Origin of the sequence: Synechococcus sp. R3-13, from assembly GCF_047462195.1 — a bacterium.
GTDB lineage: Bacteria > Cyanobacteriota > Cyanobacteriia > Thermostichales > Thermostichaceae > Thermostichus.
The window spans coordinates 1-12,325 of sequence record NZ_JANSIO010000138.1 but is presented as its reverse complement, the minus strand read 5'-3'; the positions used below and the strand labels follow the sequence as shown (position 1 = coordinate 12,325).

General features: G+C 58.2%; 15 protein-coding genes. 11 read left to right on the top strand and 4 right to left on the bottom strand.

All coding sequences use genetic code 11. The features are described 5' to 3' along the window. On the top strand, positions 1–1,731 hold a 1,731-nt coding region (locus NW856_RS04545), incomplete at its 5' end, for a translocation/assembly module TamB domain-containing protein (RefSeq protein ID WP_414399323.1). On the opposite strand, the gene NW856_RS04540 is transcribed toward NW856_RS04545, so the two are convergent. From NW856_RS04540 to cobU, 3 genes are read right to left on the bottom strand one after another with little or no spacing between them, the layout of a single operon-like run. Further along, positions 1,700–2,293 carry a hypothetical protein gene (locus NW856_RS04540; RefSeq protein WP_414399322.1) on the bottom strand — a complete coding sequence of 198 codons (594 nt, stop codon included), beginning with the start codon at positions 2,291–2,293 and terminating at the stop codon, positions 1,700–1,702. The genes NW856_RS04545 and NW856_RS04540 overlap by 32 nt on opposite strands. Then, the gene (locus tag NW856_RS04535; RefSeq protein ID WP_414399321.1) at positions 2,290–2,769 is read right to left on the bottom strand and encodes a CRR6 family NdhI maturation factor; all 480 of its coding nucleotides are present in this window, start codon (positions 2,767–2,769) and stop codon (positions 2,290–2,292) included. Before NW856_RS04535 ends, NW856_RS04540 begins: the two co-directional genes overlap by 4 nt. A gap of 37 nt (positions 2,770–2,806) precedes the next feature. After that, on the bottom strand, positions 2,807–3,364 hold the full coding sequence (gene cobU, locus NW856_RS04530) for a bifunctional adenosylcobinamide kinase/adenosylcobinamide-phosphate guanylyltransferase (protein WP_414331153.1): 558 nt from the start codon (positions 3,362–3,364) through the stop codon (positions 2,807–2,809). Between the two features lie 102 nt (positions 3,365–3,466). Between cobU and NW856_RS04525 the strand changes: the two genes are divergently transcribed. From NW856_RS04525 to NW856_RS04480, 10 genes are all read left to right on the top strand, one after another. After that, positions 3,467–4,090, top strand: coding sequence for a CatB-related O-acetyltransferase (locus NW856_RS04525; protein ID WP_414399320.1), 624 nt, complete (start codon positions 3,467–3,469; stop codon positions 4,088–4,090). Positions 4,091–4,191: 101 nt separating this feature from the next. Further along, complete coding sequence (locus NW856_RS04520) at positions 4,192–4,470, top strand: hypothetical protein (protein WP_414399319.1); 279 nt, start codon at positions 4,192–4,194, stop codon at positions 4,468–4,470. Positions 4,471–4,615: 145 nt separating this feature from the next. Then, positions 4,616–5,320: a hypothetical protein gene (locus NW856_RS04515; protein ID WP_414399318.1), complete on the top strand. Its 705-nt coding sequence runs from the start codon at positions 4,616–4,618 to the stop codon at positions 5,318–5,320. A 106-nt stretch (positions 5,321–5,426) separates the two neighbouring features. Then, the gene (gene ubiE, locus NW856_RS04510; protein ID WP_414399317.1) at positions 5,427–6,152 is read left to right on the top strand and encodes a bifunctional demethylmenaquinone methyltransferase/2-methoxy-6-polyprenyl-1,4-benzoquinol methylase UbiE; all 726 of its coding nucleotides are present in this window, start codon (positions 5,427–5,429) and stop codon (positions 6,150–6,152) included. Between the two features lie 104 nt (positions 6,153–6,256). Further along, positions 6,257–6,595, top strand: coding sequence for a Grx4 family monothiol glutaredoxin (gene grxD, locus NW856_RS04505; protein ID WP_041437553.1), 339 nt, complete (start codon positions 6,257–6,259; stop codon positions 6,593–6,595). 29 nt (positions 6,596–6,624) lie between these two features. Further along, positions 6,625–6,915 carry a BolA family protein gene (locus NW856_RS04500; protein WP_414399316.1) on the top strand — a complete coding sequence of 97 codons (291 nt, stop codon included), beginning with the start codon at positions 6,625–6,627 and terminating at the stop codon, positions 6,913–6,915. Positions 6,916–6,959: 44 nt separating this feature from the next. Continuing rightward, a complete protein-coding gene (locus NW856_RS04495; RefSeq protein WP_011433930.1) occupies positions 6,960–7,316 on the top strand; it encodes a phage holin family protein in 357 nt (118 codons plus the stop codon). 327 nt (positions 7,317–7,643) lie between these two features. Then, positions 7,644–9,200, top strand: a complete 1,557-nt coding sequence (locus tag NW856_RS04490) for a B12-binding domain-containing radical SAM protein (protein ID WP_414399315.1) — start codon at positions 7,644–7,646, stop codon at positions 9,198–9,200. Between the two features lie 42 nt (positions 9,201–9,242). Then, a complete protein-coding gene (locus NW856_RS04485) occupies positions 9,243–10,412 on the top strand; it encodes a SpoIID/LytB domain-containing protein (protein ID WP_414399314.1) in 1,170 nt (389 codons plus the stop codon). Positions 10,413–10,441: 29 nt separating this feature from the next. After that, the gene (locus tag NW856_RS04480; RefSeq protein ID WP_414399313.1) at positions 10,442–10,654 is read left to right on the top strand and encodes a hypothetical protein; all 213 of its coding nucleotides are present in this window, start codon (positions 10,442–10,444) and stop codon (positions 10,652–10,654) included. A gap of 49 nt (positions 10,655–10,703) precedes the next feature. On the opposite strand, the gene NW856_RS04475 is transcribed toward NW856_RS04480, so the two are convergent. After that, positions 10,704–12,325, bottom strand: a 1,622-nt coding sequence (locus NW856_RS04475) for a topoisomerase C-terminal repeat-containing protein (RefSeq protein ID WP_414399312.1), incomplete at its 5' end; no start/stop codon positions are given.

The window sequence follows — 12,325 nt, the reverse complement described above, 5'->3', positions numbered from 1 at the left end:
GAACAGTCGGGATCCTTGCAAATCCAAGGATTGCCTCTGGCTTTGCTGGACCGCTTCCTGCCAGAGGAGCTGGAGCTGCAGGGGGATCTCAACCTGGACGTGGAGCTGGCCGGCAACCTGCGGGATCCCCATGCCCGCGGATCCCTGACAGTGGTCAACGCCCAGATCAACCAGGTGCCGCTGCGGGAGGTGGGAGGACAATTTGACTACCAGCGGGGGCAGCTGCGCCTGGACGGCGCCCTGCTGGCCAATGGTGACGAACCCATTCGCCTCTTTGGCCTGGTGCCCTACACCCTGCCCTTTGCCGAGGTGCGGGCCGAATCCGACCAGATCGACCTCACCCTGCAAGCCAAGCATGGCGGTCTGCGCCTGATCAACCTCTTCACCGACCAGGTGCGCTGGGAAGGCGGCCAAAGCCAACTGGAGCTGGCCATCCGCGGCACCTTGCGAGAGCCCAGCCTGCAGGGGAACTTGAGCGTCAACTCCGGGATCCTCAAGCTGGCAGCCCTACCGGAACCCATCACCGACCTGACAGGCCAGATTGCTTTTAACCTCAATCAACTGCAAGTCCAGGAGCTGCGCGGACAGTTGGGGGAGGGATCCCTGGTGGCCAGAGGCGTTTTGCCCATCAACTCTCGCGGAGCTTTGCAAGAAGGAGAAGCTCTGCAGCCGCTGAGCCTGCAGCTCCAAGGGATCCGCCTGAACTTGCCCAATCTCTACACGGGCCGCCTGGAAGGAGAAGTGGTGGTGGGGGGGCTGCTCCTGCGACCGTTGATTGAAGGTCGTTTAGAGGTTTCCGAGGGGATTGTGGATGTAAGCCCTCGCCCTGAGCCACCCACCGCAACAGAGGCGGCTGAGGACTCTGCACCGCCGACGTTCGCGACAGCCCTACCCTTTTGGCAGCCGCGGTTGAATGGGCTGGAGCTGGCCTTGGGATCCCGGATCCGGGTGCAGCGGCCTAACTTGTTTGAATTCAATGCTTCCGGCACCTTGCGCCTTTTCGGCACCCCCCAAGATCCGCGCCCGGCAGGCACCATCACTCTGGAGCGAGGCCGGGTCAGCCTGCCCATCGCCAACTTTCGCTTGGATCGCTCCCGCCCCAACACCGCCACCTTCGACTTGGACAACCCCTTTGATCCCTTCTTAAACCTGCGCTTGATGACCCAAGCCTTCGAGGTGTACCGCTTCCCCCAAGATCTTTCCCCCTTCGACACCAACCGCAACCTGCCGGGATCCCAGCAGAGCATCGAGATTTTCGCCACGGTCAACGGGCGGGCCAGCCAGCTGGCTGAGGCGGATCCCCGCAACGGGGTTCTGGCCCTTTCCAGCAGCCCCAGCCGCTCCCCCGAAGAGATCGTCGCCCTCCTGGGAGGCACAGCTCTGGCCCGCCTCAACCCCGAAGCGGGAGTGGCCGGCCTGGCCGGAACTGCCTTGCTCAACGATGTGCTGGACACGCTGCGGGACACCCTGGGCCTAGACGAGGTGCGCATTAGCCCCGTCCCCCAGGTCGATAGCCGCGCTGCCAACCGCTCCTCGATAGGGCTAGCGCTGGAGGTGGCCCGCGATCTGGGGCCGGCCACTTCCCTCTCGCTGCAGCGGAACTTGACGGATCCCTTCCAGCCCACCCGCTACAGCGCCCGCTACCGCTTCAACGAGCAAACCCTCACCCGCGCCAGTACCGATTTTGAGGGCAACAATGTCATTTCCATCGAGTTTGAGACCCGCTTCTAGCAGGATCCGCTCCGGCCAGATTGAAAATGGTTTTACCAGCGTCGCAGAGCGATAGAGCATCTGTATCCCAAAGGATCTGCCCATCAAGAGCCATTCTCCCCAACACCGGCATTCCTACTTGGGCTTCCAGGCGTGGGATCAAAGCTGCATCCAGCTCTGCCAAAGCCTGGGGATCCCCAGTTTCGGTCAGGGATCCAACCAGCACCCATCCCAAACCACGGGCCCTGGCTTGGCGTAACAGGGCGGCAAAAGCAGCACCTTGGCTCAGGGCGGCCTCCCGTTGCAACGTCAACAGCAAGCTCAACCCCCACGCATGGGCTAGATCGGCCCAGGTTTGGCCTGGCCCCAGGGGATCGGCAACGCTGCCCGGCAAAACCAGTAGGGGATCTTTTTCTCCTGCCCACTCGGAGATCTGTTGCCAGAGGGCCTTTAGCTGAGCTTCCGAAGGGTTGGGATCCACACTGAGCCGGCCCCAAGGGCGTTGAACCACCTGCTGCCAAGCGTCGGCCACTGCCGTAGCTCCCGGGATCCCTGGCCAGGTGTCGGCCACCATCACCTTCATGGCTCTGCCTCCCACAGGGCGAGAAACTCCGGCTGGATCTCGAAGCCAAACACCAAAGCCATATCCCGCAGCATGGAGACGGATCCCAGGTTCTGCTGCTTGAACCACCGCATCAACACAAAGATCTTCTGGTAGACGAAGATCTCCAACGCTTCTGGGTTGTAAACAATGCCCTCCCGAGGGTTGAATTGGTGGGGCACCATCATAGCCGCGTAACGGGCCAGTTCTCCTTGACGCCAATTGAGGAAGTAGGGCATCCAGGGGTAGACTGTATCCCAACGAATAAACCACAGGCGCACCTCCGGGATCTCGGACAGCTCCCGTGGATCCTCAGGGCTGCGCGGCCAATCGATGGCGCATTGCACCTGCTGGGCAGCACGCACGGGATCCGCCATCAAGGTTTTCACCAGCTCATGGCCGGGGGTGAGATCCAGAGTTTGAATGGCCTTGGCAGGAAGGTAGAGGGTAACCGGCACGGCAACACAGCTATCTGGCTTGCAAATGCAGCTTATCTCAGCTCTGCTCTGTCTTGCTCGCCACTGGGATCCCTAGACGGGTGAGATCCAGGGCAAAACCTGCCGTTACCAAAAACACTTGGTCGGCCAGGGGAGCCAGCCTTTGGGTCAGTTCCCCCATCCGATCCCGAAACCGCCGCCCCAGTGGGTAAGCGGGCACCACCCCCCAGCCCACTTCTTCAGACACCAGGAGGATCTCCCCTCTATGGCTTTGCAAGGTTGCCAAGAAGGATTGCACCAAGGGATCCCATTCTGAAGAGGGACAGTCTAGGCCCTGCGCCACCCATCCCCCCAGCGAATCCACCAGCGCACAACAGGGCTGGGGCAACTTTTGCAGTTCTGCCCCCAAGTCCCTCCCGGTTTCCCAAGTCTGCCAACTGGAAGGCCGCCGTTGCCGGTGCTGTTGAACGCGCTCTGCCCATTCTGGATCCGTCTTGGGATCGGGTTTCGGCCCGGTAGCCAGGTAGATAACCGGCAAGCCCGAAGCCGCAGCCAAACCCTCTGCCAGCCGGCTTTTGCCAGAGCGCACAGGGCCACAGATCAGCACAATCGCCATTGGGTAGAATGGAAATCCACTGACGTTTGAGTCTAACCTCGACAACAGCCTGCTGAAGTCCTCAGCCGAGTGGTACCCGGTCAATCCTGAGGCTGAATCTCTATGCCCATCCGAATCGAGCACGCTGCCCAGCTGGAAGAGAAAACCTATTTTGCTCACGCCGGTTTAGAGCCTTTTCCTCTGCTCACGATTGGCTCCCTAAGCTACGGATATGAGTTTTTCCTTCATTGGATGGGAGAGTCATCCCGCGTCAAGATTGGACGTTGCACTTCGATTGCAGGAGGGGTGCATTTTTTCGTAGGGTACGAGCACCATACTGACTGGGTTACTACTTACCCTTTCACCCATTTACCTGATTCCTGGCGAGAGCTTCGTGCTTTGAAAGGGCACCCTGTAACTCGCGGAGATATTGTTGTTGGCCATGATGTTTGGATTGGCTATGGCGCTAAGATTCGCTCGGGGGTAACCATTGGAAATGGAGCAGTTGTTGGAATGGGTGCTGTGGTAACTCGAGATGTCCCCCCTTATGCCATTGTTGCGGGCGTGCCAGCGAGGGTGGTTCGCTACCGTTTTGCACCTGAAGTGATCGAGTGGCTTATCCAACTTGCTTGGTGGGATTGGCCCCTTGAAGCCATACGCCAGGCAGCACCTCTTCTCTGTCGGCCACTAGATCAGGAAGCAATGTCAGGGCTTTCTCAGATCAAGCAAAGCCTTCTTGCTGTTTGAAACTACTTGAGAAATTCCCCGCAGGCTAAGATGAGAGTTGGTTACGCTTGAAAAAACAATCTCGAATAACCTGACTGTACTTCAGGCTCAAAAGCTCGACCATGACAGATCCCAAGCCAATATCTCCGCCTGAACAAAAGGCTGCTTCGGCCTCTTTTCGATCTGCTCAACCGCTCTGGCTCAGCCTAGCGCTGGGGATCACCACTGCTCCCGTTTTGTTGGCATTGGTGCTGGCGGATCGAGCCGAGAAATGGCTGGGATCCCTAAGCTGGGAAGATCCGGGTTGGTGGCTGGGGGAGCGGCTGCCCAACTTAGACAGCACCCCGCTACAGGCCCATGAGCGACAGCGCAAAAACTCTGCCCCAGTCGAGAACCCCTAGCTTCTCCGTCACTTTCGTATGATCGGGTAAGCGAACCAGCAGCAGGAGTTAACAGCCTTTGCGCAGACCGGCCAGACTATCTCAGGAGTTCACCTCCACATTCTCGGGGGTGCTGTTTTGGACGAGCGCATTTCTCTTCACAACGGTGTTGAGCGCTTGCTTGGGCTACCTATTTGGCCAGCGAGCCCTATCCGGGGTTTCTTCTCCTGTCACCGGCTCCGGTCAGGCTTCTCGCTCCCGCGAAGTTCGGGATCCCCGCACTGTGCCCTTGCTGAACGAGGCTGAGGTGATTGCAGCAGTCCAAGCCAGCCTTCGTCCGTCCCCAACTCCCACTCCAACACCCACCCCGGTTGCAACTCCCACTCCAACACCCACCCCCAGATTGTCTCCTGAATTGGCGGCGGCCCCGTCGCCAACTCCTCGCCCCGCCACCCCATCTCCTCCACCTTCTCGTTCCCGTCAGCAGGACGGAGTTCCTGCCCCGCCAGCGCCCACACCACCTCCGCCCCCCCTACCAATTGCCGCCAGTGGACAGGTCTCTATGCAGGTGCTCTCGGTTCGTCGCGAGGGAAGCCAAGTGGTTCTGAATGTAGCTATGCAAAACAACTCGGCAGAGACGGTGCGCTTTCTCTATAGCTTCCTGAACATTACTGACGACAATGGACGGTCAATCAACGCGCTCACCCAGGGTTTGCCGGGGGAGCTGCCCCCCAATAGCCAAGTCTTCCAGGGAACCATCCGCATCCCAGCCTCGAGCCTAGCCGGATCCCGATCCCTGTCCCTGAGTTTGGCTGATTACCCCAGCCGCCGCCACCGAGTGGGAGCCAGTGGGATCCCGGTGCCGCCGTAACACCCCTCTTCCTTTAGCTTCAGACCACAGATCCGGTCACGTAGCGTTGCGGAGCAACAGGAGCAACAAAGTTTGTACGGGGAACATGAGGTGGAGTTGAGAAGAGGTGCCTAGCCCAACCTTTGAACAGCCTGAGGAAATCCGAGCGCTTTTTGACCGCATTGCTCCCCACTATGACTCCCTCAACCAAACCTTGAGCCTGGGCCTCCATCAGGTTTGGAAGCGTATGGCCGTGCGTTGGTCGGGCGCCAGCTCAGGAGGATATGTGCTGGATCTGTGCTGTGGAACCGGTGATCTGGCTCTGCAGTTGGCCCGCCGAGTAGGACGAAGGGGACATGTGGTGGGCCTGGATTTCTCTCCCGCCATGCTGGACGTTGCCCGGCGTCGCTCCCGGCTGTTCCCCGGCTACTCGCTGGAGTGGGTTCTGGGAGATGCCTTGGCCTTACCTTTTCCCGACAATAGCTTCGATGCCGTTACCATGGGCTACGGCCTGCGCAACGTAACCGATATTCCCCAAGCCTTGCGAGAGATTGGGCGAGTACTGAAGCCAGGGTGTCGTGCCGCCATTTTGGATTTTCACCGCCCCACAGGGATCCCTCTTTTCGAGCAATTTCAGCGCTGGTACTTGAACACCCAGGTGGTTGCCCAGGCCAAAACTTTGGGACTGGGATCCGAGTATGCCTACATCGATCCCAGCCTAGATCGCTTCCCCTCTGGAGAAGAGCAACGACAAATGGCCCTGCAAGCAGGGTTTGCCAGCGCCAAGTTCTACCCCCTAGCGTGGGGCATGATGGGGGTACTGGTGATTGCGAAAAAGAATCCCTCGGCCTAGCCGTGGGGAGAGTGCCAAGTATGTTAGAAGTGAACGAAAATGAGATCTCGATAGGATGTCGGTTTGCCTATCGGCTGTTGTCGCTATAGTGGCTGAACACCATGCTGGATCCCCTTTTGGAAGAGAAAATCCGTGAGCAAATCCGCACCCACAAGGTGCTCATCTACATGAAGGGCACCCCGGAAATGCCCCAATGTGGGTTTTCCTATGCCGCCGTTCGTGTGCTGGATAGTTTGGGCTTCCCCTACACGGCGATTAACGTACTCGAGGATCCTGAGATCCGCCAGGGGATTAAAGAGTTTTCCAACTGGCCTACTATCCCGCAGATTTATATTGATGGGGAGTTTGTGGGCGGTTGCGACATCATCCAAGAGATGCACGCCCGCAACGAGCTGCGTCCGCTGGTCGAGGCAGCCTTTGCTAAGGCCACGGCTCAATCTTAAGGGATCCCATCTCATCCAGAGGGGTTGCCATGCTTACCCCCGACTACCTTCGGCAGCACCTGATGGAGAAGCTGCAGGCTCTTCATGTGCAGGTGGAGGATGAGTCCCACCTTCACATCGGCCACGGGGGCGGGACAGGAGGGCACTACCGAGTTCAAGTGGTGTCGCCTTCGTTTGTCGGCAAAACGACCCTACAGCGACATCGCCTGGTGTATGCCGCTCTGGCGGAACACATGGGGCGGAGCATTCATGCTTTGGCCCTGCAAACTTATAGCCCTGAAGAGGTTTCTGCGCAAGGGATCCCTGAGCAGATCAGCTAGCATAGAGGGCAAAATCGCGGCCCCATCAGGGCAGAGGAGGGAGCATGGCAACTCTTTTGGCCACCTGGCTGATGTCAGCCTTGAGTGTAATGATCCTGGCTTGGCTTTTGCCCGGGATCCACGTCTCCGGGTTTGGCGGGGCTTTGGTGGCGGCTCTGGCCATTGGTCTGGTCAATGGTTTGGTTAGGCCGATTCTCCGGCTGATCACCCTGCCGATTACGGTTCTTACCCTGGGTTTGTTTTGGCTGATTTTGAACGGCATTTGTCTAGCCATTGCCGATAAGCTGGCCGGGAATGCTTTCAACATCGATAATTTCGGCTGGGCGTTTATCGGCGCAATTGTACTTTCCATCGTCAGCGGCTTGGTTCAGCAGGTTTTTGAGCAAGGTGCGCCGAACTGACTTCGTCCCCAGCCGTGAGAGGGCAGGGTTTGGTTCAAGATTGCAGGGGGTACGCTAGGGGAACGTCAACACTCAGCCCGACGATAACCAAAACCAACTTTAAGGGATCCCGATAAGCTTTACTCCATTGGCCCTGCCCGCTAAGTTTTTGCCGCAGAACCATAGGATTCTCCACAGATAGCCTGCACAAGATCTGCCAATGGCTAACATCAGCAGGATATTGCGAGCAGGCGTTTGATCTGTGGCTGCTTTATCTAAGCCTAGCAAATCGATAGGAAACCAGTAGGGGATCAAGTTGGTCGATCTGCAACTCAGGAGCTGGTTGGTATGAAGGCGTTGCTGCTCTATCCGCGTTTTCCTCAATCATTCTGGTCTTACAATCGCACCATTGAGATGGTGGGGCTAAAAGCGCTAATGCCACCTCTTGGCTTGATCACCGTTGCTGCTTTGCTGCCCCAACACTGGGAGATTCGCTTTGTGGATCGCAATGTAGCTGATGAAACAGAAGCCGATTGGCAGTGGTGCGATCTGGTGATCTTGTCAGCCATGTTGGTGCAGAAGCAGGATTTCCACGCCCTCATTCGCAAAGCGGTGCAGTTGGGCAAAAAAGTAGCGGTGGGCGGACCCTATCCAACTTCTGTGCCACAGGATACCCTGGAATCTGGTGCTCACTATTTGGTTTTGGACGAAGGGGAAGTGACCATACCGGCTTTCGTCAAGGCCCTAGAAGCAGGTCAAGAGTCGGGCATTTTTCGGGCCGCCGAAAAGCCGGACGTAACCCAAAGTCCTTTGCCGAGGTTTGATCTGCTGCGTATGGATCAATACTTCATGATGTCAGTCCAGTTTTCACGAGGTTGCCCCTTTAATTGTGAGTTTTGCGATATCATCTCTCTTTACGGACGCAAGCCAAGAACCAAAGAGCCAAGTCAAATGCTAGCTGAGCTACAGGCCCTCTATGACTTGGGCTGGCGGGGTTCGGTATTTGTAGTGGATGACAATTTTATCGGCAATCAGCACAACGTCAAGCGATTTTTACGAGAGCTGATCCCTTGGAGCCAGGAGCGCAATTACCCATTTACCTTTATGACAGAGGCTTCGGTTAACCTGGCCGAAGATGAAGAACTGATGAGGTTAATGGTAGAGGCGGGTTTCTATGCTGTCTTTTTGGGCATTGAGACTCCAGACCAAGACAGCTTACAGATGACCCAAAAGCTCCAGAATACCCGCCACCCTTTGGTGGAGGCCTGTCGCAAGATCAACGATGCTGGACTGCTGATCTATGCTGGGTTTATTCTGGGCTTTGATGGAGAGCGGCCAGGAGCAGGGGAGCGCATTCAGGCTTTTGTCGAGCAAACCGGTATTCCTCAGCCAATGCTGGGCATTTTACAGGCTTTGCCAAACACACAGCTCTGGAATCGCTTGAAGAAAGAGGAACGGTTGCTGGAAGGGATCGGCGTGACTGAGTTTGGCGATCAAAATACACTGATGAACTTTATTCCCACCCGTTCTCTATCGGAGATTGCTCAAGAATATCTGGAAAGTTTTTGGAAATTGTATGATCCTGCGCGATATTTATCTCGCTGCCTGCAACAATGCCTGAATATCGGCATCAAAGATGGCCGGCGGCAAATGATGAAGCTGCCCCTTCGCAAAGGGATCCACCTGCTTCTACAACTCATCTGGCGGCAAGGGATCCTTCACCCTGAAATTCGCGCCCAATTTTGGCGACAGCTATGGACGATTTGGCGGCGCAAGCCCAGCCTGCTGAACTTGTATTTGGGCCTCTGCGCCGCAGGAGAACACTTTTGGGAATATCGGGAATTGGCCCGCGCCCGGCTTACCCAACAACTGGGATACGATCCCTTGCTGGCCAGCTCATCTTGACAGTATTTCTGGGGGAATGGTCTATCGATAGAGGATGCCCGGATGGGGCCTATGCGGCGACGACAGTTGGGGGCGATGGTGCTGGGATCCCTGGGGGCTGTTTGGGGAGGCTCTCGGCAGGCCCAAACGTCCGGGCGCGGAGATTGGCTGGCCGTGGAGCTGTTCAGCCGCTGGAGTGCGGATCCCTTGGTCGAGTTGGAGCTGGTTGGCCCTTTTGTTTTAAATCAGCAGCCTTTTCCAACAGGTGCCTGGAAGTTACAGGTGCGCCGCCAAGAGCTCCTGCTGACCGGGCCGGGACAGCCTCGTCGCTACCAGGGATCCCTTTGGCTACAGGGGGGAGCCCTGCGCCCCTTCGCAGGGGAGGAGCGTCGCTATCGGGGTTGGGTACAGATTTGCCCGGAGGGTTCAGGTCGCCTGCATCTGGTGAACTGGGTCAAGTTGGAAGACTATCTGCTGGCTTTGGTGCCCAGCGAAATGCCCGCCGACTGGCCAGCTGCCGCCTTGCAGGCGCAAGCCATCTTGGCCCGTACCTTGGCCGTTCCCCATCTGTGCCCCGGCCCCAGAAGAGAATGGCCCTCTGCCCCGATAAGACCATTGCAAGACTCCACCGCCCACCAGTTCTATGGTGGCCTGGCCTATGAGACGGCGGCGACCACTGCTGCGGTGCAGGCAACCCGAGGGCAGATCCTAACCCATGCCGGCCAGCCGATAGAGGTTCTGTTTCACTCCACCTGTGGCGGTCACACCAGTGCCAACCAGGATATTTTTGCCCCACCCGCCCGCCCCTACCTACAAGGGGTGATCTGTGACGGGTGTCGTGCCTCTCCTTTCTATGGCCCTCACAGCGTCCGACTCAGCCGACGGGAGTTGGAGCAAGCCTTGGGCAACGGCGATCTGGAGATTGTGCAGTCGGATCCCTGGGGTCGCCCCCTGCGCATCCGCGTTGGATCCCAACTGTTGACCGGCCAAGAGTTTGTGCTGCGCCTTGGCCAAACCCTGGGTTGGGGGATCCTCCCCAGCAACCGCTTCACATGGGAACGTCTCCAGCCAAAGCCCGGCCAGCAGGAAGTGTACCTTTTCACCTATCGTGGGGCCGGCCATGGGGTGGGACTGTGTCAGTGGGGATCCCGTGGCTTGGCCGAGCAGGGCTACACAGCGCCGCAAATCCTCAATCACTACTTCCCCGGCACCCAAGTGATAACGTTGAGCTGAAGGTTGTTGATCCCGACTTCAATACTCCTGTGTCTCTTGCGCATTCCCATCGTCGCCATCCTGCCTACTGCTACTGCAGCGAGCTGGAACATGCCCAGATTCTCAAGCGCCAGCAGCAGGATCCCTTGCCGTTTGCAGAAGCGATGCGGGTGCATTGCCAATCAGGAAGCCGCTGTGGCCGCTGCTTGTGGCCCTTGGAGCAGTTGTTTCGTCAGCAAAGCTGCTACATAGCCGATCCCTGAGCCACCTTGAGCAGGCGACCTTGGGCCATCGCACCCCAAGAAGCTGACCTCAGGCGGGGGCTTTGGGGGTGATCTTCACAATGGTGGGACGGGATCCAACCTGAGCTGACCCATTCGCTTGCGGCTCTTTGGCCATCCCGCTGCCAGTGGAAGTGGTTTGCGCTTTACGCCGCTTCTGCGGCACAGCATTTCCGGCCTGCTGGGCTGTAGGGCTGCTGGAGGCAGTTTTGGCTTGGGTTTTACTGACCGAGGAGCCCGCTTTGCCGGTCGAGCGGCTTTTCCCCTTGACCTCTGCAGAAGAGCCTTCCTTTTCGGCCAGCACCTGCAGAGCCATTTCCAGGGTAACCGCTTCGGCAGGGATCCCTTTGGGCAAAGAGGCATTGACCTTGCCATGTTTGACATACAGCCCGTAGGGGCCGTCGTGCAGATTGACCGGCTCACCATCCTCAGGATGGGATCCCAGCTCCCGCAAGGGCTTGGCAGAGCCGCGCCCACGGCCTTTCTTGGGCTGGGCCAACAACTCCAGCGCCCGCTCCAGGCTGATGGTCAGCACATCCTCATCGGCGGGCAGAGAGCGAAAATCGCCATCGCAGACCACGTAGGGGCCGAAGCGGCCAATGCCGGCCTGCACTTTTTTCCCCGATTCCGGGTGTTCCCCCAAGGTGCGGGGCAAGCTCAGCAACCCCAAGGCAATCTCTGGCGTGACCTGATCCGGTTTCAGCCCTTTGGGCAGAGAGGTGCGCTTGGGTTTTTTGTTGTCCTCAGAAACTTCCCCCAACTGCACATAGGGGCCATAGGGGCCCTGCGGGATCACGTAGATGGGCTCTTGGGTTTCCGGGTGAAAGGCAATGGGCTTGGGGCCTTCCTGCTTCCGCTGGATCAGCTCCGCAATGTGTTCTGGGCTCAGATCGGCGGGGGGAATATCCTCCGGCAGGTTGGCGCGCACCTCTCCAGACTCAGTTTCAACTGCTACATAGGGGCCATAGGGGCCAATGCCGATCTTGACAGGCAGGTTCTCCAGATGGATGGAGCGGGCCAGGCCGGAATCAATTTCCAGCTCGCGCGCCTTTACCTGTCCCTCGAGACCCTGCTCGCCCAAGAAGAAATGGCGCAGATAGGGCAGCCACTCCGCCTGTCCAGAAGCAATGTCGTCCAGCGTTTGCTCCATCTCGGCGGTGAAGCGGGTATTCACCAGGTTGGGAAAGTATTTTTCCAGCAGCTCGGTGACTGCAAAAGCTGTGTAGGTGGGCACGAGGGCATTCCCCATCGGCCTGACGTAGCCACGGCTCATGATCGTATTCAAGATGGTGGCGTAGGTGCTGGGGCGGCCAATGCCCTCACTTTCCAACACCTTGACCAAGGAGGCTTCCGTATATCGGGCCGGGGGCTGGGTTTCGTGGGCAACGGGTTCCAGCTTCTGGCAGCGGAGGGGATCCCCCTGCCGCAACAGAGGCAGATGCACCTCCCGATCTTCCAAAGCCGCCTCTGGGTCGTCGGATCCCTCCACATAGGCGCGGAAAAAGCCGGGAAAATCGATGCGCTTGCCGCTGGCCCGGAACACCGCATCGTCTACGGCGATGAGTACGATGGTGTGGGTCTGCCGCGCCTCAGCCATTTGGCTGGCGACGGTGCGCTTCCAGATCAGGTCGTAGAGGGCCAGCTCCTGGCCGG